Source organism: Rhodanobacter sp. UC4448_H15 (assembly GCF_052978265.1).
In genome coordinates this window covers 1,684,568-1,709,135 of record NZ_CM129665.1, presented here as the reverse complement: position 1 = coordinate 1,709,135, position 24,568 = coordinate 1,684,568, and the positions used below count along the sequence as shown (strand labels likewise).

Annotated in this window: 23 protein-coding genes; 11 read left to right on the top strand and 12 right to left on the bottom strand. The window is 68.1% G+C overall.

Features of this window, described 5'->3' with window-relative positions:
• Positions 1 to 2 precede the first annotated feature (2 nt).
• Complete coding sequence (locus ACVCMI_RS07625; protein ID WP_447099277.1) at positions 3 to 1,061, bottom strand: radical SAM protein; 1,059 nt, start codon at positions 1,059 to 1,061, stop codon at positions 3 to 5.
• Positions 1,062 to 1,130: 69 nt separating this feature from the next.
• Positions 1,131 to 1,463: a hypothetical protein gene (locus ACVCMI_RS07620; protein ID WP_447099278.1), complete on the bottom strand. Its 333-nt coding sequence runs from the start codon at positions 1,461 to 1,463 to the stop codon at positions 1,131 to 1,133.
• 471 nt (positions 1,464 to 1,934) lie between these two features.
• Here ACVCMI_RS07620 and ACVCMI_RS07615 point away from each other — a divergent pair, with 471 nt between their 5' ends.
• The gene (locus tag ACVCMI_RS07615) at positions 1,935 to 3,002 is read left to right on the top strand and encodes a DUF5694 domain-containing protein (protein WP_447099279.1); all 1,068 of its coding nucleotides are present in this window, start codon (positions 1,935 to 1,937) and stop codon (positions 3,000 to 3,002) included.
• Positions 3,003 to 3,020: 18 nt separating this feature from the next.
• Positions 3,021 to 3,569 (top strand): hypothetical protein, encoded by a 549-nt coding sequence (locus ACVCMI_RS07610; protein WP_395117426.1) that lies wholly within the window; start codon positions 3,021 to 3,023, stop codon positions 3,567 to 3,569.
• Between the two features lie 26 nt (positions 3,570 to 3,595).
• On the opposite strand, the gene ACVCMI_RS07605 is transcribed toward ACVCMI_RS07610, so the two are convergent.
• Positions 3,596 to 4,090, bottom strand: a complete 495-nt coding sequence (locus ACVCMI_RS07605) for a cupin domain-containing protein (protein WP_447099280.1) — start codon at positions 4,088 to 4,090, stop codon at positions 3,596 to 3,598.
• Between the two features lie 523 nt (positions 4,091 to 4,613).
• Between ACVCMI_RS07605 and ACVCMI_RS07600 the strand changes: the two genes are divergently transcribed.
• Together ACVCMI_RS07600 and ACVCMI_RS07595 are read left to right on the top strand one after the other, a co-directional pair.
• Positions 4,614 to 7,841 (top strand): EAL domain-containing protein, encoded by a 3,228-nt coding sequence (locus tag ACVCMI_RS07600; protein ID WP_447099281.1) that lies wholly within the window; start codon positions 4,614 to 4,616, stop codon positions 7,839 to 7,841.
• Positions 7,842 to 7,935: 94 nt separating this feature from the next.
• Complete coding sequence (locus tag ACVCMI_RS07595; RefSeq protein WP_395117418.1) at positions 7,936 to 8,691, top strand: M90 family metallopeptidase; 756 nt, start codon at positions 7,936 to 7,938, stop codon at positions 8,689 to 8,691.
• Positions 8,692 to 8,707: 16 nt separating this feature from the next.
• Here ACVCMI_RS07595 and ACVCMI_RS07590 read toward each other — a convergent pair whose 3' ends face one another.
• Both ACVCMI_RS07590 and ACVCMI_RS07585 read right to left on the bottom strand, forming a co-directional pair.
• Positions 8,708 to 9,349 carry an NAD-dependent dehydratase gene (locus tag ACVCMI_RS07590; protein ID WP_447099282.1) on the bottom strand — a complete coding sequence of 214 codons (642 nt, stop codon included), beginning with the start codon at positions 9,347 to 9,349 and terminating at the stop codon, positions 8,708 to 8,710.
• Positions 9,350 to 9,461: 112 nt separating this feature from the next.
• Positions 9,462 to 10,265 (bottom strand): hypothetical protein, encoded by an 804-nt coding sequence (locus ACVCMI_RS07585; protein WP_447099283.1) that lies wholly within the window; start codon positions 10,263 to 10,265, stop codon positions 9,462 to 9,464.
• 453 nt (positions 10,266 to 10,718) lie between these two features.
• On the opposite strand from ACVCMI_RS07585, the gene ACVCMI_RS07580 reads away from it, so the two are divergent.
• Both ACVCMI_RS07580 and ACVCMI_RS07575 read left to right on the top strand, forming a co-directional pair.
• Positions 10,719 to 12,389 carry a tetratricopeptide repeat protein gene (locus ACVCMI_RS07580; protein WP_447099284.1) on the top strand — a complete coding sequence of 557 codons (1,671 nt, stop codon included), beginning with the start codon at positions 10,719 to 10,721 and terminating at the stop codon, positions 12,387 to 12,389.
• Between the two features lie 315 nt (positions 12,390 to 12,704).
• The gene (locus ACVCMI_RS07575; RefSeq protein WP_447099285.1) at positions 12,705 to 13,934 is read left to right on the top strand and encodes an MFS transporter; all 1,230 of its coding nucleotides are present in this window, start codon (positions 12,705 to 12,707) and stop codon (positions 13,932 to 13,934) included.
• A gap of 40 nt (positions 13,935 to 13,974) precedes the next feature.
• Here ACVCMI_RS07575 and ACVCMI_RS07570 read toward each other — a convergent pair whose 3' ends face one another.
• From ACVCMI_RS07570 to ACVCMI_RS07555, 4 genes are all read right to left on the bottom strand, one after another.
• The gene (locus ACVCMI_RS07570; RefSeq protein WP_447099286.1) at positions 13,975 to 14,544 is read right to left on the bottom strand and encodes a peroxiredoxin family protein; all 570 of its coding nucleotides are present in this window, start codon (positions 14,542 to 14,544) and stop codon (positions 13,975 to 13,977) included.
• A gap of 268 nt (positions 14,545 to 14,812) precedes the next feature.
• Positions 14,813 to 16,477, bottom strand: a complete 1,665-nt coding sequence (locus ACVCMI_RS07565) for a hypothetical protein (RefSeq protein WP_447099287.1) — start codon at positions 16,475 to 16,477, stop codon at positions 14,813 to 14,815.
• 80 nt (positions 16,478 to 16,557) lie between these two features.
• On the bottom strand, positions 16,558 to 17,109 hold the full coding sequence (locus ACVCMI_RS07560; RefSeq protein ID WP_395117404.1) for a LemA family protein: 552 nt from the start codon (positions 17,107 to 17,109) through the stop codon (positions 16,558 to 16,560).
• A 129-nt stretch (positions 17,110 to 17,238) separates the two neighbouring features.
• Positions 17,239 to 17,442, bottom strand: coding sequence for a hypothetical protein (locus tag ACVCMI_RS07555; RefSeq protein ID WP_447099288.1), 204 nt, complete (start codon positions 17,440 to 17,442; stop codon positions 17,239 to 17,241).
• 23 nt (positions 17,443 to 17,465) lie between these two features.
• Between ACVCMI_RS07555 and ACVCMI_RS07550 the strand changes: the two genes are divergently transcribed.
• Together ACVCMI_RS07550 and ACVCMI_RS07545 are read left to right on the top strand one after the other, a co-directional pair.
• Positions 17,466 to 17,897 carry a hypothetical protein gene (locus ACVCMI_RS07550; protein WP_395117402.1) on the top strand — a complete coding sequence of 144 codons (432 nt, stop codon included), beginning with the start codon at positions 17,466 to 17,468 and terminating at the stop codon, positions 17,895 to 17,897.
• 327 nt (positions 17,898 to 18,224) lie between these two features.
• A complete protein-coding gene (locus ACVCMI_RS07545) occupies positions 18,225 to 18,719 on the top strand; it encodes a hypothetical protein (RefSeq protein WP_447099289.1) in 495 nt (164 codons plus the stop codon).
• A gap of 158 nt (positions 18,720 to 18,877) precedes the next feature.
• Here ACVCMI_RS07545 and ACVCMI_RS07540 read toward each other — a convergent pair whose 3' ends face one another.
• Positions 18,878 to 19,384 carry a methylated-DNA--[protein]-cysteine S-methyltransferase gene (locus tag ACVCMI_RS07540; protein ID WP_447099290.1) on the bottom strand — a complete coding sequence of 169 codons (507 nt, stop codon included), beginning with the start codon at positions 19,382 to 19,384 and terminating at the stop codon, positions 18,878 to 18,880.
• A 227-nt stretch (positions 19,385 to 19,611) separates the two neighbouring features.
• Positions 19,612 to 20,400: a hypothetical protein gene (locus ACVCMI_RS07535; RefSeq protein WP_447099291.1), complete on the bottom strand. Its 789-nt coding sequence runs from the start codon at positions 20,398 to 20,400 to the stop codon at positions 19,612 to 19,614.
• 135 nt (positions 20,401 to 20,535) lie between these two features.
• Here ACVCMI_RS07535 and ACVCMI_RS07530 point away from each other — a divergent pair, with 135 nt between their 5' ends.
• The gene (locus ACVCMI_RS07530) at positions 20,536 to 21,441 is read left to right on the top strand and encodes an AraC family transcriptional regulator (protein ID WP_447099292.1); all 906 of its coding nucleotides are present in this window, start codon (positions 20,536 to 20,538) and stop codon (positions 21,439 to 21,441) included.
• A gap of 474 nt (positions 21,442 to 21,915) precedes the next feature.
• Here ACVCMI_RS07530 and ACVCMI_RS07525 read toward each other — a convergent pair whose 3' ends face one another.
• Entirely contained in the window at positions 21,916 to 22,821 is a 906-nt protein-coding gene (locus ACVCMI_RS07525) for a LysR family transcriptional regulator (protein WP_447099293.1), read from the bottom strand.
• A 128-nt stretch (positions 22,822 to 22,949) separates the two neighbouring features.
• Between ACVCMI_RS07525 and ACVCMI_RS07520 the strand changes: the two genes are divergently transcribed.
• On the top strand, positions 22,950 to 23,549 hold the full coding sequence (locus ACVCMI_RS07520; protein WP_447099294.1) for an NADPH-dependent F420 reductase: 600 nt from the start codon (positions 22,950 to 22,952) through the stop codon (positions 23,547 to 23,549).
• An 89-nt stretch (positions 23,550 to 23,638) separates the two neighbouring features.
• On the top strand, positions 23,639 to 24,373 hold the full coding sequence (locus tag ACVCMI_RS07515) for an SDR family NAD(P)-dependent oxidoreductase (protein WP_447099295.1): 735 nt from the start codon (positions 23,639 to 23,641) through the stop codon (positions 24,371 to 24,373).
• Positions 24,374 to 24,568 lie beyond the last annotated feature (195 nt).

Genomic DNA, 24,568 nt, shown 5'->3' with positions numbered 1-24,568 from the left:
GCCTAGGCCGTCAACCGCACCGGCGTCGTCAGCGGCCGCCGCGCCGGTCGATGCGCGCTGGCCGTGGTGATCGCGGCATACCAGTTGGTGAACGGCAGGTGCTCCGGCGCGTCGCGCATGTCGGCCCAGACCTGCTCGGCGAGATGGCGGAAGCGCGGATAGCGTTCGCGCTTCCAGCGCGCAGCCTGCATGCGGAACGGGCCGCGATCGAGTCGCGCGATCGCATGGGTGGTGGCGAAGCCGTGCTGGATCGGCACCACCCAGCCATCCTCCTGCACCACCAGCGGCGAGACCAGCGCGGCCAGCCGCGCATCGGCGGCCACGTCCGCGGCCACCGCCGGGCCGGCAAAGGCACGGCAGGGTTCGCGCGCGATCAGCTGGCGATCGGCCACGTCGTACTGCAAGGTCAGCTGCTCCCGGTACTGCCGCTGCAGCCGCGCCACTACGAGAAACCCGTACGCCAGCTCCAGGTCGTCCGGCGGACGCAGCTCGTACTCGCGGGCGCGGCCGACCTGTTCCAGCGGATGGATCTGCAGCAACCGCGCGCCCTCGGTCGCGGCAAGGCCGGCGACCCAATCCAGCTCCGGCAGGTTGTCCATGGTCAGCGTGAAGATGAAACCGAACGGCACGCCGGCCGCGCGCAGCAGGTCGAGTTTGGCGCGCATCTGCTCGAACGCATGCGCGCGGTTGCGCATGCGGTTGTGGCTCTCCGGCACGCCATCGAGGCTGATCGCCAGCAGCCCGAGATGCGGCGCCAGTTGCGCCAGCCGCCGCGCATCGAGCAGCAAACCGTTGCTGGTGACCGAGGTGGCGAAACCCAGCGACCGCGCGCAGGCCAGCAGGCGCGGCAGCGGCTTCCAGGTCAGCGGTTCGCCGCCGGACATGCCGATCGCGTTGTAACCCTCCCCCGCTGCGTCGGCGAGGAATCGCTCGAGCAGCTCCACGTCCAGCTCGCCGCGCTGCTCCGGACCGGAGGTCGAGTAGCAATGCCGGCAACGCAGGTTGCAGCGCAGCGTGGGGTGGATCTGGATGACGTTGACGACGTCGCCGGTCGGGCCCATGACGTTCTCGCGGCAAGGCAACGGCGGCCGGGCGATGGCTCCCGGCCACTTGGATGCATCAGTCGGCCTCTAGCGACCGGCGTTGCGGATATTCACTTCGAGCCGGAACCACTCCGGCACCGGGATGCCGTAGGGGAAGCACGATGCGCTGACCTGCAGCGTCGGACCGTTCAGCCGCATCAGCTGGCTCACCACCGGGCCGAGTTGCTTGGCGTTGACCTCCAGTTGTGCCTGGATCAGGTCGATCGCCGGCTGTCCGTATTTCCACCACCACTTCACTTCGTAATCGCTGCGTGCCATGCCGAGCGCCTTGGCAATGCCGGCGTGATCGTGCGGTTTGAGGGCGAACAGTTTGGCCGAGCCCCTGTTGACGTTGCTTGTGATCTTGCGAGTCGTGGCCATGAAGAAGCCTCCTGCGCTGGATTGCCGGTTGCCCGGGCGAAGGCGGCTGTGACAACCGGAACCCGGCGGCCTGCCCGCCGCCGGAGTCCGATCGCCCGCCCCCGACGCCATGTCCAGCAAGCGACATGCCAGCACGCAACGGCACCGCGACCGCGCCGCAGCGCGGCCGCCGCACGTCCACGCGCCGCGAACCGGGGCGCGAATGACCCGCTACCGCGTTCCCCCGGGTCAGGTGATACCCACCAGGCGTCATTCCTATTTGCACACTGCCGTGCGGAATGAACCCACGCCGCGCACCTCGCTTTTTTTCCTGCGGCGCTCCCGACATCCCTCGTGACTTTTCGCACGTGCCCGTGTCGGTGCATGCCCGCACCATGGCGTGACGGCGGCGCGCGGTCGCGCCGATGCAATGGCCGGCGAGGTCGGGCCCGGCGCCAATACTTCCCCACACCTGCCGCCACGGAGCGACGCATGACGAATCGATGGACGAGCTGTGGCCTGCTGGCGGCGCTGCTGTGGTCGGGCACGGCGCTGGCGCAGGTCGACCTGCCCGGGCTGGACCAGGGCATGACCGGTCCGTCGTCGCAGGTGCTGGTGCTGGGCAGCGTGCATCTGTCGCAGATGCCCGACGGGTTCAAGGCCGATACCTTGCAGCCGGTGCTGGCGAAGCTGGCCGCGTTCAGGCCCGACATCATCACCGTCGAGGCGATCCCCGGCGAAAGCTGCGCGATGATGAAACGCAACCCGGCGCTCTACGCGGCGCAAGACGTCGCGACTTATTGCAGCGACACCACGGCGGCGAAGAAAGCCACCGGCCTGGACGTTCCCGCTGCGGTGGCCGCGGTGAAGGAGTCGCTCGCACACTGGCCGGCACGGCCGCACGCGGCGCAGCGCCGGCACCTGGCCGCGCTGTTTCTCGCCAGCGGCGACGATGCCTCGGCGCTGACCCAGTGGCTGCAGTTGCCACAGGCCGAACGACACGCCGGTGATGGCCTGGACGATGCGCTGGCCACCCGCCTGCGCGAACTGCAGACGCGAAACGGCGAGGACCTGCAGATCGCCGCGCGCCTCGCCGCACGGCTGGGCCTGCAACGCGTGTATCCGGTCGACGACCACTCCGGCGACAACGTGGACGTGCCCGACGTGCCCGCTTACGCCAACGCGATCCGCAATGCCTGGGCCGCCAGCGCGGGCGAAGTGGCGGCCGATCGCAGACAACAGGAAACACTCACCGGTCGCGGCGACATGCTCGCGCTGTACCGCTTCATCAACCGGCCCGAGGTCCTGCGCAGGCAGATCGACGCCGACATGGGCGCGGCGATGCGCGATGAGTCGCCCGGCCACCTGGCGCGCATCTACGTCGCCGGCTGGGAGACGCGCAACCTGCGCATGGTGGCCAACGTGCGCGCGGCATTTCGCGAACGTCCCGGTGCCCGCGTGCTGTGCATCGTCGGCGCCACCCACAAGCCGTGGTTCGACAGCCTGCTGGGCCAGATGCAGGGCGTGGCCATCGTCGACGCGGAAAAAGTGCTGCAGTAACCGCCCCGGGAATCCCGCATGTTTCAGGCAAATCGACCGCGCCTGGCTGGCGCCCTCCTCATCCTCGTGGCCATGCTTGGCACGGGCTGCTCGGGCGTGGCCACGCGCGAGATCGAATCGGCGCGTGCCGAGGTGCATCGCGAGCCGCTGGGCATGAACGCCAAGGGCCATCCCGACGCCAGCATCGACGCCTCCGGCGCGGTGAAGATCGGCAACGATCCGCTGGCGCTCTCCGCTGCGCAGAAGGCCGAGGCGCTGCGCTACCGCGAGGCGGTGATCGCGCTGGTGGATCTCTCGCTGGACAAGGCCGCGCACATGACCCGGCACGTCATGGCCAGGACCGTGTTCGCGATGATGACCGGCCGCCTGGACAAGATGGAGAACAAACTGGAGCAGCAAGGCCTCGCTCTGTCCCACTCGCCCGAATTCTGCGCTGCGTTGGCTGACGTGGTGCAGCGCCAGGACCGGATGGTGCAAGCGGTGGTGAACCTGCGGCCCTACGCGCACATCAGCCAGCAGGAAGTAGACAACTGCGTGGCCGGCCGACCGTACCACGCAGGCATCTAGGACCTAGGACGCCGCACGATCCGCCGTCAGGGCTTCGTCGCGGCCACCCGCGACGGATCGTCGGCCGGATGCACGTAGTGGATCTGGAACGGCCCGTAGAAACTCAGGTCGATGACCACGCCCTCGTCCGCGGTATAGGCGTAGTGGTGGTGCATCGCCGGCAGCGACGCGTAGCTCATCGCCGGCAGCGCCTTGGCCGCGGCCTTGTCCACCTGGTCGCCCATGCCGATGTGGAAGGTTCCCTGCAGCACGGTGAAACCCTCCGCGGTCGGGTGCCAGTGCGGCGCGAGTACGGTGTGCGGCGGGATCTTCAGGCGCAAGGTGGTGAACCCTTCCGCGAACGGATTGCCGCTCAGCACCGCCAGTTGCACACCCTTGGGCAGCACCGGCGGCGCCGGCATCCATTTCAGGTCGCCGGGCGCGAGCTGCACGGCAGCAACAGCAGGCGGCGCGGCCGCGGCGGGGGTCGGGGCCAGTTCCAGTGAAAGCGCCAGCAAGGCGATCGCGCATGTCGTGTTCATGGGTGCATCCTCCGTTCGACAGAAGCTGTCCTCACGGAAGAACACCGTCGCGCCGCAAATTGCGACAGCGTTTCGTGGCGTGGCACCGTCGCCGCACTCTCGGCATGCAGGTACGCATTGAAACAAAGCTGCGGGGAGACGTCGAGCAGATGGCCCTTGCCGGCGATGCGGCGGCGGATGACTGCGGCCAGGCGGCGCACCGCCGGGTTCGGCACCGGCTGGCTGGCCTCGGCGCCAGGCCGGAACAGCCGCCGACTCACGCGCACGGCATGCGCGCCATGTTCAAGAGATTCCCGGCGACGCCGCTACAAGGCAGAGATGCCCCGCGGCGAACCGGGCCGGCCTGCGCCGGACCGCGCCGATTGGGGTATGGTTGAACTTCGCAACGGGGACCGCGACCGCAAGAGGCATCTGCATGAAGCGATGGCGCACGGCATGCATCGGAGGAGCGTTCTGTGGCCTGGCAGCGGCATTTGCGGCAGTGGCCGCGTCGCCGCCGCCGAGCGCCTCGACGTCCGCCGCCATGTCGCCCACCCCCGCGCGCATCCGCGTGGTCACCGACAACAACTATCCGCCCTTCCTGTTCCTCGACGGCAATGGCAAGCCGCAGGGCTACGAAGTCGACATGTGGCGGCTGTTCCAGCAGCGCACCGGCATCCAGGTGGAGCTGGAGCCGATGGCCTGGAGCGAAGCGCAGAAGGAGTTGCTGGCCGGCAAGGCCGACGTGATCGACATGATCTACCTCACGCCGGAGCGCGTGCCCCTGTACGAGTTCTCCGCACCGTACGCGAAGCAGGCCGTGGGCATCTACGTGGCGCGCAGCATCCGCGGCATCGCCGACAGCACCGGCCTGCGCGGCTTTCCCGTGGCGGTGGAGCGCGGCGACGCCTGCGCCGAACACATGCGAAGTCAAGGCATCACCGACCTGCACGAATACACCAATTACAAGGAGATCATCCAGGCTGCGGTCGGCGGCAACATCGGCGTGTTCTGCATGGACACCAACCCGGCCAACTACTACCTCTACCGCTACGCCGCGCTGGACAAGTTCTACCTCGCCTACATCCTCTATACCGGCCAGCCCCGCCGCGCCGTGCGCGCGGGCAACAGCGCGATGCTGCAGACGGTGGAGCGCGGCATGGCGATGATCACGCCGGCCGAACGCGCCGCCCTGCGTGAGCGCTGGCTGGATCGTCCCGCCATGTCGCAACCTTTCGCGCGGACGGCGCGCATCGCGCTGATCGTGGGACTGGCGCTGGCCGTGTTGCTGGCCTTGTGGGTATGGTCGCTGCGCCGCACGGTGGCCGTGCGCACCCGCGAGCTGCGCGCGCAGAAGCGCAACCTGCGCGCCCTGTTCGACGCCAGCCCGGACGCGATGTGGGTCAGCGACGGCAAGGGCGTGCTCACCGATTGCAACGACCGCGCCTGCGGCCTGTTCGGGCGCACGAGCGAATCGCTGCTCGGCCGCACGACGTTCGACGCCTTCGACGAGCGCAACACGCGCTTCGCCGCCGCATCGCGCTCGATGAGCCAGGGCGTGCTGTCGAACGGACAGCCGAGCAATGCGGTCGTGCCGTACGAGGCACCGGACGGCGACAGCCGGCAACTGGAACTGAGCAAGGTGCCGCTGCACGATCCCACCGGCGCGATCCACGGCGTGCTCACCGTGGCGCGCGACGTCACCCGGCGCCTGCACAGCGAGGCGCAACTGCGATTGTGGGCGCACGCGTTCCAGAACGCCGCCTTCGGCGTGGCCATCTGCGACTCGCGCACGCGCTTGCTGACCGCGGTCAACCCGGTGTTCGCCAGCGAGCGCGGCTACGCGCCCGAGGAAATGGTCGGCACGCCTGTCGACGCACTGTTCCCGCCCGACGTCCTTGCCCGCCAGCACGAACAATGGGCGCAGGCCGACCGCCTCGCGCACCTGGTCTGGGAAACCGAACAGATCACCCGCGACGGGCGTCGCTTTCCCGCGAAACTGGACTGCTCGGTGATCCACGACGAGGACGGCGCGGCGCTCTACGCGATCCTCTACGCGCAGGACATCACCGAGCGCAAACGCGCCGACAGCGAACTGCGCCTGGCCGCGGTGGCCTTCCAGACCCAGGAGGCGCTGATGGTGACCGACGCCCACGGCACCATCCAGCGCGTCAACCAGGCGTTCACCCGGCTCACCGGCTATCGCCTGGACGAGGTGCGGGGGCAGCCCTCGTCGCAGGTCTGGGCGCGCCGCGACGACAACGCGCCGGCGCACGAGCACCACGAGCAGCTCGGCCCCGACGGCTTCTGGCAGGAGGAGCGCTGGATCCAGGTCAAGCACGGCCAGCCGCGGGTGGTGCGCGCGGCCACTTCGGCAGTCGCCGACGCGCAAGGCCAGGTCACCCACCGCGTCTGCACCATGGTCGACCTGACCAGCGAGCGCGAGGCCCACGCCAGCGTCGACCACATGACCTTCTTCGACCCGCTCACCGATCTGCCGAACCGGCATTTCCTGCGCAACCACCTCAAGCACCTGCTGGGTCAGGCCGAAGGTTTTCGCGCGCTGCTGCTGCTGGTCGACCTGGACCACTTCAAGCGCGTCAACGATCTGCGCGGCCACGCCGCCGGCGATCACCTGCTGACCCTGATCGCGCAGCGCCTGCGCCGGCTGCTGGAAGACGGCTGCGTACTGGCGCGATTGGGCGGCGGCACGTTCGCGCTCGCCCTGCCGTGCGAGCGGAGCAACCGCAGCGAACGCGCGCAGCGCGCCCGCGAGTGCGCCGAGTGCGTGCGCGAGGCGCTGCACGAGCCGTTCCGGCTGGCCAGCGACGCGCCGGTGACGATCACCGCCAGCATCGGCTGGTCCGAGTTGGCGGCCGGCCACGACACGCCCGAATCGGCGCTGCGCGAGGCGGAGCTGGCGATGTACAGCGCCAAGGCGGCCGGCCGCGACCAGGTATGCCGCTTCGAGCCGGAGATGCTGGCCGAACTGGCGCAGCGCGACGGCCTCGTGCACGACCTGCGCGACGCGATCGCCCAAGGCGCGATGGCACTGAACCTCCAGGCGCAGGTCGACCGCTACGGCCGCGTGCTCGGCGCCGAAGCGCTGCTGCGCTGGACGCGCCGCGGCGTGGCGATATCGCCCACCGTGTTCATCCCGGTGGCAGAGGAGAGCGGGCTGATCCTGCCGCTGGGCGACTGGGTGCTGCAGCGCGCCTGCGAGTTGCTGGTGGCCTGGTCGAGCCGGCCGGCCACGCAGTCGCTGACCCTGGCGATCAACGTCAGCGCGCGGCAGTTCGCCCAGCCGCACTTCGTGGACGGCGTGTGCCAGGCGCTGGCGGCCACCGGTGCCGATCCGTCGCGGCTGAAACTGGAAATCACCGAAACCACGATCATGGACGACCTCGCCGAGGCGGCGGTCAAGCTCACCGCGCTGCGTGCGCAAGGCATCCGCATCTCGCTGGACGACTTCGGCACCGGCTATTCCTCGCTGACCTATCTCTCGCGCCTGCCGCTGGACCAGCTGAAGATCGACCAGTCCTTCGTTGCCTGCCTGCCGGAGGACGCCAACGGCGCGATGGTGGCGCAGACCATCATCGGCATGGGCCGCGGCCTGGGCCTGGAAGTGATCGCCGAAGGCGTGGAAACCATCGCGCAACGGCAGTTCCTGCTGACCCAGGGCTGCGACGTGTTCCAGGGTTATCTGATCGGCCACCCGCTGCCGCCGGCGGAGTTCGAGGCCACGCTGGAAGCGCACCCCGCGCCGGTCTGAATCGCCGCACCGCCCGTGCTTATGCATCGCCCGCCCGCTTGAGTAACGGCGCGACGGCCCAGATGTTCCGGAGCTCCCCCTCCAGCATGTGGCCATGTTCGACATCTTCCGCAACTGGCGCGCACGGCGCACCGTCACCCGGCGCCCGATCGCCGAAGCGCTCTGGCGCGAGGCGCTGCAACGCTGCACCGCCGCGCGCCGGCTGGGCGCGTCGGACCAGGCTGCGCTGCGCGTGCTGGCCACGCTGTTCCTCGAACGCAAATCGCTGGAGCCGGTGGAAGGCTTGCCGCTGGGCGACGTCGACCGCGTGTTGCTGGCGGCGCATGCCTGCATGCCCATCCTGAAACTGGGCATGGACTGGTACGACGGCTGGCACAGCATCATCGTCTACCCGGATGCATTCATGCCGCAGCGCCAGCACGTGGACGCCGCCGGCGTGGTCCACCAGGGCCACAGCCTGCTGGCCGGCGAGGCGTGGGGCCGCGGTCCGGTCATCCTGTCGTGGGCGGAAGTGCTGGACAGCGGAAAGAAGCCCGGCCACAACGTGGTCATCCACGAGATGGCGCACAAGCTCGACATGCTCAACGGCGAGGCGAACGGCTTCCCGCCACTGCACCGGCGCATGGATGCCAGGCGGTGGTCGCAGGTGTTCTCTGACGCATGGCATCGCCTCAAGCAGGCACGCAACAACGGCGACGAGCTGCCGATCGACGCGTACGCGCTGGAAAACCCGGCCGAGTTCTTCGCCGTGTGCAGCGAGCAGTTTTTCGAGGCTCCGGCCAACCTGCGCGAGCACTTGCCGGAGGTCTACCGGCAACTCGAGCTGTTCTATCGCCAGCATCCGCTGTAGGCCGGCGCCCGCCGCTTCATGCCGGCGACAGCAACTGCTCCGGGGAAATCACCGCGCAGCCGGGGGTCATCGCCAGCGCCGACTGCAGCAATGCCTGCGCGATTCGCGGCGCCGGGACGATGCGCCAGTGTCGCGGCACGATCGGCGCCAGCGCCTGCAGCACACGCATGCCGAGCTGCTCGCGCAGCCGCCGCCGCTCGCGCTCGCCGCCGATCAGCGAGGGCCGCAGCACGGTCAGCGAGGGATAACCCAGTGCCTGCACCGCCTGCTCCACCTCGCCCTTGATGCGCAGGTAGAAGTAGCGCGATGCCACGTCGGCACCCCATGACGAGGTCAGTGCGAAGGCCTGCGCGCCACCGGCCCGCGCCAGTCGCGCAAACGTCAGCACGTAATCGAAATCCACCCGCCGGAACGCCGCGGGCGAGCCGGCATCGCGCAGCGTGGTACCCAACGTGCAGATCGCCGCATCGGCCTGCCACCACGCGGCATCGGCCGGCAGCTGCTCGAAGTCGACCACGGGGTTCACCAGTTTGGGATGCGCCGGCAGCGGCCGCCGCGTCGGCGCCACCACCCGGGTGACGGCGGCATCATCCAGCGCCATCCGCAGCACCTCGCGTCCGACCAAGCCGGTGGCACCGCACAGCAACACTCGCGACATGCATGCCTCCGGAGGACAGGAAAACGCAATGGACGACTCGGCGGACCACGCGTCGAGCGTCCCGCGCTTCAGATGTTACCCGCGCGATGCGTCGCGACCGCGCCGGCCTCCGTCAGGGCGCCAGCACCTTCGGCACCAGCGCGTGCCAGCCCGGCATGTCCCACAGCAGGTTGACGGCAACAGCCACCGGCAGGAACAGGCCAAGCCAGATCAGATAGACCCGCTGCACCGGGCGCTGCCTGACCACGTCCCACAGGAACAGCGGCGACACCGCAAGCAGCGTGTAGAGGTCGGTCGAGAACGGACCGGGATGGATCGACGGCAACCAGCCGATGCGATCGATCGCCGCCTGCAGCGGCAAGGCTATGGCCAGGAACATCATCCGCTTGTGGAAGTCCGGATCGGTGCGTCGCGCACGCAAGGCGAGCCAGATGAAAACGGCAAACAGGATGCCGGCCTGCAGCTGCAGCAAGGCGATGTTGTCGAGGAAAAGGAGCGTCTGCTGGAGCTGTTCACGCACCGGCGACGGCGCGACGTGCGCCCCGTTCCAGACCTGTCGGTAAATCGTCGGGACCAGGAGGAAACCGGTGACGATGATGGCCGGGACCAGCACGAAAGCCAAGCGCCCCAGCAGCATGTGCCGCTGGCGCCGGCCGGTCGCCATCAGCCAGGACTGGACGAGCAGCAGGACCAGAAACGAGCCCATCAACACGGCATGCACATGCAGTACCGGCGGGAACGGCGGCCTTGCCCCGGCCCGGACCATGGCGACTTTCTGCAGCGAGTCCGGCACGAATCCGGTCAGCGTGATGGCGATGAAGAATGCCGCCATGAAGACCCAGATCCAGCGGTCGACGGCCGCCATGAGGTTCGGACTGGTGGGTAGGTCAAGCGCCTGCGCGTGATTCGTGGTCATGGCATCCCCGATTGGTTCTTTCCACAACGGATGGCTCAACCGGGCTCGGCCACCGAGTGGGTCGCGGCGCCGAGAGCACAGGTGAGTCCAACGGCACAGGCGCCGGTGTCCCAGCCGGACATCCAGGCAAACGGCGGCGTTCGTGCCTGCCCCAAAACTGGTACTTCCCCTCACTACCCCATCGCACACTCATGCGGTCGAGTACGACAAGGCACTCGCGCACGTCGCGCATGGTGAGCTTTCCCGGATGGGACCGCAACAGCCGGCCGGAGAGCCAAAAAGCTGCCAGGGACAATGCGAACGTGGAAGGTATGGATGGACGTCCAATCGGCCGCAGGGGCGGTGAACCGGCCTGTGCGTGGCCTGAGAAAATCGGGCATCCATTTCCGCAAACCTCGGCTACTCTGTCCGCTGCTTCCCCCCTGTTTCCGAACCGACCATGGGAGAATCACGATGATCCGTCGATGCTTGTTCCTGCCGCTGCTGGCAGTCCTGCTGGCGGGCTGCAATCCCGCGCCGAGGGCGGCCGGCGACGCCGCATCCGCGCGCGAAACCGCTGCGCCGCCGCTGTTCGATACCTTCGGCGACCTGCACCACGACGTGGCCACCCCGGTGCCCCTGGCGCAACGCCATTTCGACCAGGGCCTGCGCATGGCGTACGGCTTCAACCACGAGGCGGCCGGGCGCAACTTCGCCGAGGCGGCGCGACTGGACCCGCAATGCGCGATGTGCGTCTGGGGCCAGGCGCTGGTGCTGGGGCCGAACATCAACCTGCCGATGGACCCGGCCCACGCGAAGGACGCCACCGCCCTCGCCGCGCGCGCGGCCAGCCTGGCCGCCACCGCACGTCCGGTCGATCGCGCGCTGATCCAGGCACTGCAACTGCGTTATGCCGACCCGGCGCCGGAAGATCGCGCACCGCTGGACCGCGCCTATGCCGAAGCGATGGCGCGCGTGGTCGCGCAATTCCCCGAGGACGACGATGCCGCCACCCTGTACGCGGAGGCGTTGATGGATCTCTCGCCCTGGGCGTACTGGGAAAAGGACGGCACCCCGGCCCGGTTCACCCCGCGCCTGCTCGGCGAACTGGAACGCGTGCTGGCGCGCAACCCGCGCCACATCGGCGCGATGCACTACTACATCCACGCCACCGAATCCTCGCCCGAGCCACAGCGCGCCGAACCCCACGCCGACGCGCTGGCCGCGCTGGCGCCCGGTTCGGGCCACCTGGTGCACATGCCCGCACACACCTACATCCGCGTCGGCCGCTACCACGACGCGACCCTGACCAACCTCGCCGCCACCACCGCCGACAAGGATTTCCTGGCGATGTGCCGCGGCAGCAACGGCGTCTATCCGCTGGGCTACGTGCCGCACAACTGGCACTTCGCCACGATGACGACAGGCCTGACCGGCTCGCGCACCCTGGCGCTGCAGGCGGCCGAGCAGACTGCACGGCGCGCCGACCGTGCCGCAATGGGCGCGGCGCCAATGGAGTTCATGCAGCAATTCGTGGTCACGCCTCTGCTCACGCAAGTCCGCTTCGGCGACTGGGACGCGATTCTTGCCGACACCGCCGCGTCACCGGAACTGCCATACCCCGCGGCGATCCGTCACTTCGCCCGCGGCATGGCACACACGCGCAAGGGCACCCTGATCGAAGCCGCTCGCGAAGCCGACGCCCTGCATGCGATCGCCGTCGATCCGGCAATGGCGAAAGTAAGCTTCTTCGACATCAACCACGCCGATGGCGTGCTGCGCGTGGCCGACGCCCTGCTGCGCGGGGAACTGCTGCGCGCACAAGGCAAGTACGCGCAGGCCATCGCCGCGCTGCACGAAGCGGCAGCCGCCGAGGATGCGCTGGCCTACAACGAACCGGCCGACTGGCCGCTCCCGGTCCGCCCCTACCTCGGCGCCGCGCTGCTCGAAACCGGCAATGCCGCGGGCGCGGCGGAAGCATTCAACCAGGACCTGAAAACCTACCCGCTCAACGGCTGGTCGCTGTTCGGCCTGGCGCAGGCCCAGCAAAAGCTCGGTCAGGTCGACGCCGCGCGCGAAACCTCGAAGCTGCAGGCGACCGCATGGCAATGGGCCGATGCGCCGCTGACGACGGCACGATACTGATAGCGAAGAGACCCCTCGCCGTCTCGTCGTGCCGTCATTCCGGCCAAGGTGCGCGGCCGTCGTCGTCGGCGCCACGGCCCCCGGAATTCCACGCCCTCGCAGGAGCCCGCTCCTGGGGTTGGGAAGTCGACGGGACCGGGGCGGCGCAACGCGTTCAACGCCGTCGTGTCGATTGTTCCGGGCCACGCTTCGCCGTGCGTACGCCATGGCCCGCACACTGCCGGGCGGCGACAAACGCTTTCCCGTCCGGTTACCCTGCCGAAGCCGCACCGGCTCCGCCGGTCGCGCGGCGCGTGCCATTCCCGGGTCTTTCGCATGTTGAGCAGCATCCGCACCACCGCACCGCTGTTGTCGAGCACCGTGTTCCTGTTGATGGGCGTCGGCCTGCTGCACACGCATATCGCGTTGCAGGGCGAGGTGCTGGGCTTCTCCGTGGCGATGATCGGCGTGCTGACCTCGGCCTATTACACCGGTTTCCTGGTCGGCACCTACACCGTGCCCCGGCTGACGCATCGCTTCGGCCATATCCGCACCTTCGCCTTCTGCACCTCGCTGCTGGCGGTGGTGGTGCTGGTGCAGGCACTGACCTCGGCCTACGCGGCATGGCTGGTGCTGCGCGTGTTGCAGGGGCTGCTGCTGGTGGGCCTGTACGCGATCATCGAGAGCTGGCTGAACACCGCCGCCGATCCGAAGCATCGCAGTTCGGTGTTCGCCGTCTACATGATGCTGAACCTCGGTGCCAGCGCGATCGCGCAGCAGTTCCTGCACATCGGCGGCGAGGGCTTCGTGTTGTTCTGCGTGGTGGCGATCCTGGTCTGCGCGGCGAACCTGCCGGTGGTGATGACCCCGCAGCCGCAGCCGTCCATCCATGCCGCGCCGCGCGTCCAGGTCGGGCGCATGTTCCGGCTGGTGCCGACCGCGCTGGTCAGCGCACTGATCTCGGGCATGGTGCTGGGCGCGTTCTGGGGCCTGCTGCCGTTGTATGCGGCCGCGCGCGGTCTCGGCGCGGCCGAAGTCGGCACCTACATGAGCGTGGCGATCGCCGGTGGCGTGGTGCTGCAACTGCCGCTGGGACGGTTGTCCGACCGCATCGACCGGCGCCTGGCGCTGGCGTTGATCAGCGCCACCGCGGCATTGGCGGCGCTGGCCAACCTGGTGTTGCCGAACGCCGGCCACACCATCGCCATGCTGCTGGTATTCGCCTTCGGCGGCATGAGCTTCGCGGTGTACCCGATCGCGGTGGCGCACCTGGTGGACTATCTGCGCCGCGACGAGCTGCTGTCCGGATCGAGCACGGTGCTGCTGGTCAACGGCATCGGCTCGGCGGTGGGGCCGCTGCTGGCGGGCACGCTGATGAGCCTGACGCGGCCGACGCTCCTGTTCGGCTGGTTCGCGGTGCTCGACAGCCTGCTGGCCGGCTACGCGCTGTACCGCTTCATGCGCCGCAAGCGCGAAGTGACGCCGGACGACAACTTCGTGCCGCTGGTGCACACCACGCCGGGCGCGATGGACATGCATCCCGATGTGCCGGAGCGATCAGCCTAGGCCGCGCTTCCTCATCATTCTTCAGCCGTGCGAGGCGTCGCTACGACGGCGGCGGCCGCGCACCCGCCGTGATCCCGCAGCGATCTTCGCTGCAAGCCTCTGCCGCGGGCGCCGCGTCTGCCATCTGCGGGCGCGACTGCTCCAGCTCTGCCAGCAACGTACCGATCTCCGCGCCGAGCAGCAGGTCATCGTGCTGGCCGAACACCTGCCGACGCAACCGCCCCTGCGCGTCGATCAGGATCGTGGTCGGCGTGCCCTGCATGGCATACGCGCGCATGGTGCACGGAATCGGATCGCCGGCCGGGCCGGGCGCATCGATGCCGACCGGAAACGCGATGCGGTATTCGTACAGGAACGCGCGCAACGACTCCGGCCCCATCGCCGCGTGGTGCTCGAACACCGTGTGCAAGCCGACCACCGCCAGCGGCGCGCCCTCGAACAGCTTCGCCACGCGCTGCGCCTGCGGAATGCCGTGCGCCACGCAACCCGGACAGAGCATCTGGAACGCGTGCAGCAGCACCACCCGCCCGCGAAAATGGCCGAGGGTCAATGGCTCGGGCGTGTTCAACCAGGCGCTGGTGCGCCACTCGGGGGCTGCTGCGGACGTCATCGCAATCTCCATCCCTGCTGCACGACCCGCGGCGCCAGCTGCCGCGGGCATCACTTCAACCACGCAGCGTACATCTTCCCTGCTTCACTGGCGGCGCACCGGACTCGACAGTCGTCCGGGGTACGGCCATCGGCGAATCGGCGCGCTGTCGTGTTTCCGGCGGGATGGCTACGGGACGCAGGCTGGCCCGTGACTCGCCGCAAACTTTCGCCCTAGCCTCCCGGCCCTGTCCAGCGACCGGCCGCCGCGTTTCCATCGCATGCGCCCTTCATTTCGGGATGCGACGCGCCATCGCCTGTGCAAAAGCCAGCAGTTCCAGCGCGGCGTCGTCATGGTCGGGATTCAGGCTGGCAATGAAATCCTCTTGCCCTCCCGCCTCTTCGAGCGAATGCGCGAAGCGAGCGTTCCACGTCACCGCCACATCCAGCGCCATCGCGTACGGCAGCAGGCTCGCCTGGAGTTCGGGATGGAGCGACGGCTTGTAGCGCGCATCCATGTCCTGCTGTTCGGCGGTGCCGAGGTACCAGCGGAAGCCGTGCAGCTTGCGCCGCAACGGCGTCTCCCGCGGCGGTTGGCGCAGCAACCACCAGCCCGCGGCGACCTGGCCGGCGAGCAGCGCGGCGCCCGTCAGCCAGTCCAGCCGGTCGCCGCCGCCCAGCAATCCGATCGCGGCGATCGCGGCCACGACGTACACCTGCGCGCGAGTGGCGCGCAGGATCGCAAGCGGGACCACGTCCATCAGCATCGCCACGACGAGCGCACCGACGAGGCTGGGAGCCGCAATCTCGCCCAGGATCACGAAACGACTGTCGATGCCGAAGAACAACAGCGTGGCGCCGGTCAGCGCGGTCAGCCAGCCGGGGATCAACAGCCAGGCGGGATCGCCTGGACGTTCGCCCGCGCAGCGATTCTCCAGCGCACGCCGGAAAGCAAGCTCGGCAAGGCCGGTGCTGTCGGCATGGGCCTCGGAGAACTCCGCCGTGGGGCCAAACGCGAACAACGCCGAACGCAGCCGGTGTTCGTCCATCGTCAAGGCCGGGGCAAGGTCACCGCCGGTTCGCGTTGCCACCCATGTGCCATCGTCCTGCCGGGCCAGCGTGAGCCCACCCTTGGCGGCGATGCCGAGCACGCCGGTGGCAAAGCATTTTTCATCCCAGGCACCGTGCCACAGCAACCGCACGGCGCCGGCGGACCAGCCGGTCGGCGGCTCGTACTCCACGATCACGGGTTTGCCGTCGCCGCCGCCGGTGAAGAAAATTTTCGCCAGGAGGTAGTACAACGCCAGCACGGCCAGCCACACGGTGCCGTTGAACATCCAGGCCGGCCCCGCCGACAAAAGGGGGGTCGATGCCTCGGCCACCTCGGGAAACGTGAGCACCGCGCCCAACACCTGCCCCGGCGCGACGGCATCGTGCCAACCCAGGTCGACCTTGGTTCCGGTGACTCGGCGATCCCCTGCCGTGACAGGCGCACCGTCGAGCTGGAACTGCGCATGGATCTGACTGGAAGGCGTTTCCTGCGGCAGCTTCACCACCAATTTCGCACGCTGCAGCGACAGTCGATCGGTGGCCGAGGTGAGCGGCCAAACGAGCTTGCCATCGTCGACCGCCTTGTACAGGACGCGGTAATCGAGTTCGAACAACTGCATCCCCACGCGACGTGTCGGATGCACGGTGATACGCACGCCATCGCCCAGCGGCGCAACCTCGGTCGTCACCCCGTCGCCGTTCTCGGCAGCCCCCATCAGGAACACGTCGCGAAGTGCGAGCTTGCGGCCCGGAAGAACCAGGTCGCGATGGAACTCCCACGGGGTCGCCGCGTTGACCTCCGTAGTCTCGCTGACCTCGATCGAGTAGTCGTGGTTGACCCAGATCGACGTATCGCGCGTCATCGTGGTGGGTTCGACACCGGACTGACCGGCGTCCTGCGCCATCGCACTGCCGGCGGCAAGCGTCACGGCAACGAGGCACAACATGCGCGAGATCCGATGCCGCACGAGACCGCCGGCAAGCCTCATGCAGGCTCCCCGAGCCTGACCTGGACATTGGCCCTGGCATCGGCGTCGGCGGCGAAGAACTCCGCGGGCCTGAAGGCGAGCGGCGCGGCGATCAGCAAGGTGGGAAACGTTTCGCGCGCCGTGTTGTACTCGCGCACCGAGCCGTTGTAGAAGCGCCGGGCGTGCTGCAAGGTGTTCTCCACCTCCACCAGCTCGTCCGAAAGCTGGCTGAAGTTCCCGCTGGCCTTGAGCTCCGGGTAAACCTCGCCCAGCGCGACCAGGCGCACCAGTTGCTGGCCCAACGCAATCTCGGGCGCGATCCGCTGCGCCGGGGTTCCGCCGCGCATCGCCGCGCTGCGCTCGGCGGCGACACGTTCCAGCAACTGCCGCTCATGGCTGGCGTAACCCTTGACCGCTTCGACCAGCATGGGCACCAGATCGTGGCGACGCTGCAACTGCACGTCGACATCGCTCCACGCGTTGCGAACCTGATTGCGCAGCCGCACCAGTCGATTGAACAGCCAGACCGCGCCGACGACGAGCAGCAGGCCCGTTGCGTAGAAAATCAAATGAGCGTCCCCTCGCGCCCGATTCGCGGGCGCTGCAATCCGACGGCACAGCCGACCGGTACATTCCCCATACCCTGTGCGACCGCCACCTGCGCCGCCGGGCCATTCTGGCGACAGCACGCGCCGGGTTCAACTGCCGCCGAAAGCGGAATGAAGGAAGTCAATCGAGGCCATGGAGGAAAAGACCATCGGCCACCTGGTGAGCTTGCGCCGTCCGAGGCCGCCGAAGCACGCGGACATCGAGCAGAGGGCACTGACTTTCTCCGCCCCGGTTTCGCTTGCCTGGTTTGACGCCCCTGAAATGCGGTGCAATTCTGCGTCACGACGATCCATGGAGGATCGAGGGGGAGACAAAGATGTTGAAGCGGGCATTGGTGGGGCTGGTGGTGTTTGGCGGCATTCTTCTCTGGCATTTCGGGAGGAACGGCCTGATGCCGACCCTCGCGCAGGAAGCGCTGCTTGCGCCGCCCGCCCAGGCCACTTCGGTCAGCTTCAAGTCTGGCGCCTGGGCTTGTACCTCCGAAGAATTCAAGCTGCAGGTGCTGGACCACAGATATTATGCAAACCCGGTGGTGATCAAGATCATCGGCGGCGCACCCGAGTTCTGCCGCGAGATCAATGCCAGGCATGACTATGCGCTGCTCGCTCCCGCCCCGGGCAACATGGCGTACGCCAGTCCCTGCCCGGATCACAGCTGCGTCGCGTTCAATGCTCACGTGGCGGTGAACGGCGAGGAAGCCGACTGGGTGCTTTACGCACCCAACAGCTTCATCGCTTCCTCTCGCTGACGCACCAAGCAATAGGCCAGACGCGGGCCGCCCCCGCAAGCTGGCAGCGGCACGCGGCGCCAGCGAAAGTCCTTCTCCACTGCGGCACCTGCCGGTATCGGCAATCATCACCAGCGTGGAAGACGCGGTTGAACCTGCCCACGACCGTCAGGCGTTCGCGCCGACTGTCCACGCGGACGCTGCCGGTTGCCGCCGTCGTACCACGAAATCACGAGCACCCCAGGAACGCCCATGACAACGGAAGCACAGAGCAGGCAGTTCGAGTTCAAGCAGGCGATCATCGAATTGCTGTGGAACGACGACACGCCCTAGGCCGCCGCCGGAGTCGTGGCGCGGTGCACCTCGCACGAGGAGCGCGAGCACGCCCTGTGGATGGCGGTGGCCCTTCAACGAGCCGCCGCGGTAACCGCGCTGCTGCAGGCAGGGATCAGCGCGCAGGCGCGGGAGGCAGCCCTGTCGCTGCTGTGCGGAGGGCTCGCGAGGGCCGGAGCGCCCAAAGCCGACACGCACGTCGCGGAGTGGGGTGCCTGGAGCGTGAATACCATCGACATACCCGTCAAGGTCGGAACATCCCCGTTCTGGTTCGAGGCGGAGAAATTGATGGACATCTACCTGGAGCAAGGTCGCATCAAGGGCGACTGGCTCGTCATGCTGCCTGCGTTGCGTGAAGGTGTCGCACCAGGCAGCCTGGAACGATTCATCCAGACGCTGAACCAGGCCGGCAGCAGGGAGATCCATATCGCGACGGCGTTGCTGCGGGCGGAGATCGATCGACAGGCGCTGCAGGGCGGGATGGGCGAGCCGCAGCCAGTGCAGGGCTAAGGCCCGAGACCGCTCGCGAGCCTCGCGACCCGGCCAATCAACGGCAGCAAAGGGGCGGAGGGCGCCGGGTTCAAGCGGCGGCCGCGCGCCGCCGTGATCTGCACCTGGATGCCAAAGCCGCCCGACAAGGCATCCTGGTCGGGGCCGTCATTCCCGGCTCAATCGAACAAGCGGCGCTCGCGTCCTTCGTGATCGAGCAGCCAGCGCTTGCGGGCCAGCCCGCCCGCGTAGCCGGTCAGCGAGCCGTTGCTGCCCAGCGCGCGGTGGCAAGGCACGAACAGCGAAATCGGGTTGCGCCCCACCGCCGCGCCCACCGGGTGGAACGCCTCGGGCCGGCCAATCGCCCGCGCCAACGCCGCGTACGTCGTCGTCTCCCCGTACGGCACCGCGCACAGCGCGCGCCACACCTGCTGCTGGAACGCGGTGCCTTCCGGCGCCAGCGGCATCTCCAGGTGCGTCAGCTCGCCGGCGAAATAGGCGTCCAGCTGCCGCCCGGCCTCGTGCAACAAGGGCGTCGCGGCCTTCCGCCACCCGGCTTCCGGCGAGATGGCCGGAAAGTACTTCTGCCCCTCGAACCAGCCGCCTTTCAGGGCTCCGTCGCGCTCGGCGACGAGGAAAACGCCCAGCGGCGTATCGACGGAAAGGTAGGCCAGGTCGTCGGGCATGAAGCAGGGGAAAGCAGATGGCTGGCGACGCAGCCGATGCGATGCACGGTACTCCCCGCGGCCGTCGAGGCGAAGCGCGTCCGTCTCACCCCCTCACCGCCACACCACGCAGTCGCGCGAATCACCTGCTTGGCGGAATACGTCGGCGGAGGGTCAGGGCGGCTGGCCGATGCGCGAGACGAGGCGCACCGCGTACGACAGAACAGCCAGCCGCCGCCCCTCCCCGATCAGCGATTGACCCTGCCCGGTCGTGACAAGTCGCCCGAGGCCACCTTGAACACGTCGACAACGCACAGCAGCGGATCGTGCACGCTGGCGTTGACGCGCAAGGCGGCGGTGACACCGTCGAAACCGGCGGCGTCGACGGCGCCGATGTCGTCGAACGGCACCCGCACCTCCAGCGAGTGGTCGTCGAAGACGGGGCTCCAGCCGGGGCTGTCGATCAGGATCGGCAGGCCTGGCCAGGTCCTGGGCAGTCGCGGCTTGCTGCCCTCGGCGATGTCGACCACCTTCAGCGCGCCCTTGCCGCAGGCGTCGTCGGGCTGCAGCACCACCCAGTGCGAGTGCCACAGGTTGCCATCATTGCCGGGGTCGCCATCGCCGTTCTCGTCGAACAGCGGGGTGTCGTCGAAGTCGGGATGCGCAGTGACCGCGAACGCGAGAATGCCGCTGCCATGCTCGAAGCCGACCAGGTAGGGATCGAGCGTGGTCGGCCACACGTAGGAGAACACGCTGCTGCCGGCGAGCTTGCCGGTCTTCACCGGCTTGCTGTCGCCGGCCTTGCCGGATACGGCGATGTGAAACGTGGCGATGTTTCCCTCGGTGCTGACCCTGGTATGCACGATGTCGAACGGTGCCTGCACGGCTTTGGCCGGTGCGCTGGCGATGCCACCAGCGTGCGTGGTGCCGTCATGGGCGAAGCTGGCCGAACCGCCCAGCAGCAGTGCCACGGCGATGGCAAGACGCGCGCGGGTGCCGAGCGGCTGACGTGGATGCAACGGCGAGTGTGTGGACATGGCGACTCCTCATCGGGGATGTGCCGCCTTGGCGGATGCTTGGCGACGTGGGGCCAGCGTCGCCCCGGAGCGCTCTCCACAGGTGTTATTTTGTCCATGAAATACCACTGATCGTCCAGGATGCGGAAGCAAACCATGGCTACCCTCGACCGCTTGTCGTCACTGATGGAGCGCTTCCACGTGCGGGCGCACCTGTTTCATGCCGGGGCGCTGTGCGGGTTGGCGCAATTCGACGCCCGGCCGGGACGGGGTTTCCTGCACGTGTTGCGACGGGGCGAACTGGTGGTGACGCATCGCCCGCGCAGCGGTGTGCCGCGCCGCATCGAGGTGGCCGAACCGAGCCTGTTGTTCTACCCGCGCCCGCTGGCGCACAGCTTCCACAACCCGCCGGCCGAGGGTTCGGATTTCGTCTGCGCCACGCTTGATTTCGATGGCGGCGCGCGGCATCCGCTGGCGCGCGCCCTGCCGCCGCTGCTGGTGCTGCCGCTGCGGGCGGTGGACGGCCTGGAGCAGACGCTGGCGCTGCTGTTCGCGGAAGCCGAGCGGGTACGCTGCGGCCAGCGCCTGCTGGCCGACCGCCTGTTCGACGTGTTGGTGCTGCAACTGCTGCGCTGGCTGCTCGACCATCCCGCAGAGGCGAAACTGCCGCCGGGCATGCTGACCGGCCTGTCGGACCCGAAGCTGGCGCGCACACTGACCGCGATCCACGAGCAGCCCGGCGCAGACTGGTCGCTGGCCGCCATGGCCGAGACCGCCGGCATGTCGCGCAGTGCATTTGCCGCCGCCTTCAAGCAGCACGTCGGCCACACGCCGGTCGAATACCTCACGCAATGGCGCGTTGCCGTCGCGCAGGCCCTGCTTCGCCAAGGCGCTTCGCTGAAAACGGCGAGCCTGCAGCTCGGCTATCGCAACGCGTCGTCACTGTCGCGGGTTTTCACCCAGTCTGTGGGCATGTCGCCGCGCGCGTGGTTGCGGAATGGGGGAGCTGAAAAAGGCAATGAGCCACGTCTCCCTCAACCCGGTGCCGGGGGTGGACGGTGAGGCTTGAACAGCAGGGGCGACTCGTCAAAGGCAACCCAACCGAACTGATCGCACAGCCGCCGTACCAGCGGGGTGCAGTCCGAGCGACGCGAGCAGTGCGGCGCCAGTGACCGGGTCGCATGCTCACCGGGTCGGGAAAATTCCACCCGGCCCTCGCCCACTTCCCCGGATGCATCCGTAGCGGATGACCAGGTCAAGGCAGGCAGTGCCTGTTCCAGGCAGATGGAAACCTCCTCGGCATCAATGGGCAGCACCGACTCGGCACCGGGATCGGCCGCGGAAAGCGGGAGCTCCGCGGGCTTCAGGAAAATGCATGACTTCGACGTGCAATTCTCGCTCGGCACCCTGCGTGCGGTCCGAGAGGGTCAGTCAAACCCGGGCCAGCTCACCAGGTCTCCTTTGATTGGCCTCAACCTGCCATTCCGCCCCTCATCATCCGTCGCGCATTGCCCCCGACACTTTTCTCCCACTTCTTCAAACGAGCGAACGCCGAGGTTTCCCGAGCAACTCGATCAGCCGCAACTCGCACGGCGAGAAATCGTGCCCCCGGCGCTGCGAGATCACGAACGTCAGCGGGCCCATGTGCCAGGCGCGACGCTCAAGCTCGACGAGCGCTCCGCTTGCCAGATCCTCGCTGACCAGGTGCCGTGGCAAGTGTCCCCAGCCGAGGCCGGCCTTGAGCAGGTCGCGTTTGGCGCCCAGGTCGTTGACCAGCCACTGGCGCTTGCCGGCTACACCCTGCTGGCTCTCTTCGGCGCCGGGCTGGTTGTCCGTGACGATGACCTGTATGTATCGGCCAAACTCGTCCACCGGGATGGGTTTGGGTGTCGAAGCGAGCGGATAGGACGGCGCGCATACCGTCACCATCTCCTCCTCGCGCAGCCAGTGGCGTTCGATGGCTTGCGGGTTCACTTCCGGCACGTCGTTGATGGTGACGGCCAGCGCGCACACTTTTTCGAGCACCAGCTTTTCGCCGCCCTGCATGGTGGTGATGCGCAGGTTGATCGCGGCGGTCGGAAACTCTTCCTGCAGCGTGCGCAAGCCGTCGACCAGGTGGGCGCGCGGGAAGTAGGCGTCGACCGCCACCGATACCTGCGGCACGCCGGCCTTGGCGATCGCGCCGGCGCGGTTCTTCATTTCCTCCGTACGCGAGATCACCGCCCGGGCGTCCGGCAGAAGGCTGCGCCCCGCCGCGGTGAGCTGGGCCTTGCGCGTGTTGCGCTCGAACAGCTCGACGTCGAACGCACTCTCCAGCGCCTTGATCGCGTGGCTGATGGCCGACTGCGCCCGCGCGAGCTTGCGCGCGGCACCCGAGAAGCTGCCCTGGTCGCACACCGCAACGAACGCACGCAGCTGGTTGATGGTGACGTTGTCGAGCATCGGTTATCCAGAAAATAGATCGTATCAAGCGATATTTCGTCAATTGGATTGATGCGTCAAGCGACCCAGATAGGTGGGGCAACCGGCTCGAACAGGCCGGATCACTCCACTCAAGAAGGATCATCCCCATGAGCTACGCCATCATCGGTTTCGGTTCCATAGGCCAGGCCCTAGCCCGCGCGTTCGCTCGCAACGACATCGAGGTCACGGTCGCCAGTCGGCGGCCGCCCGAAGCCCTGTTGCCCCAAGCGCAGGCGATCGGCCCCAAGGTTATCCCCCGGACATTGCAGGAAGCGGTCAAGGCGGACGTGATCATCCTGGCGGTGCTGTTCGAGGCGCACCAGGACGTCGGCAAGGCGCTTCCGGACTGGAAGGGCAAGACGATCATCGACGCGATGAACACGAATGCCCCCGTCGAAACGCTCGACGGCCTCCCCTCCTCTGCCTTCGCCGCCAGGTCGTTCCCCGGCGCCAGGTTCGTCAAGGGCTTCAATCACCTGCTGGCGCGCACGCTGACCACCGACCCGAACGTCCAGGGCGGCCACCGGGTGGTGTTCCTGTCGGGCGACGACGAAGCGGCCACCGCGCAAGTGGCGGACCTTGCCAAGCGACTCGGCTTCGCCCCCGTCAACCTCGGCAGGTTCGACGAAGGCGGCACCCTGGTGCAGGCACGCGGCCGCGTCTGGGGCCCGCTGATTTTCCAGGACCTGTTCAAGCAGCAGCCCTGAGCGCGTACGGCCATCGCGACAAGGATCGCGATCGGCGCGCCATCCCCATCACTGCTTCGGCAGTTGCAACCCCATCCAGGATTCATGACATGAGCAAGTTGCATGGAAAGACCGCGGTGATCACCGGCGGCGCCACCGGCATCGGCCGCGCGGCGGCAAAGCGCTTCATCGAGGACGGCGCCTTCGTCTTCATCTACGGCCGTCGGCAGGAAGCGCTCGACGCCGCGGTGGCCGAACTCGGCCCCAACGCCCGCGCAGTGCAGGGTTCGGTCTCGGACCCGACCGATCTCGACCGGCTTTACGCAACGGTGAAGGCCGAGCGCGGAACGCTCGACATCGTGTTCGCCAACGCCGGGACGGGCAGCCTGCTTCCGCTGGGCGAGATCACCGCCGAACACATCGACGAAACCTTCGACACCAATGTGAAGGGCACGATTTTCACGGTGCAGAAGGCACTGCCGCTGATGGGCCCGGGCGGCTCGATCATCCTGACCGGATCGAGCGCCGGCACCACCGGCGCCCCGGCGTTCGGCGTCTACAGCGCGAGCAAGGCCGCCGTGCGCAACCTCGCCAAGACCTTCGCGCAGGACCTGAAGGGCACCGGCATCCGGGTCAACGTGCTGTCGCCCGGGCCGACGGCGACCGAACTGGCCAAGGCCGCGGTGGGCGAGGAAGGCATGAAGGTGTTCGCCTCGATGAACCCGCTGCAGCGCATGGCCGAACCGGCGGAGATCGGGGCGGCGGCGGCCTTTCTCGCGTCGTCGGACAGCGGCTTCATGACCGCCAGCGAGCTCGCCGTCGATGGCGGGCTGGCGCAGATCTGACGCGCCAGGCCCGGCCGGCATTCACCACGAGCTTTTCAGAAGCGCTGACGCGAGTCATCCGCCCCACTGATTTTCCACGACCTATTCGAAATTCAAGAAGGAGCCGTGAGCGATGCCGGGCGATCACGACACGATCGTGACCACCCCGCGGGCCGGATCACGGCGCGATGAACATCGACCTCTACCAAGGAACAT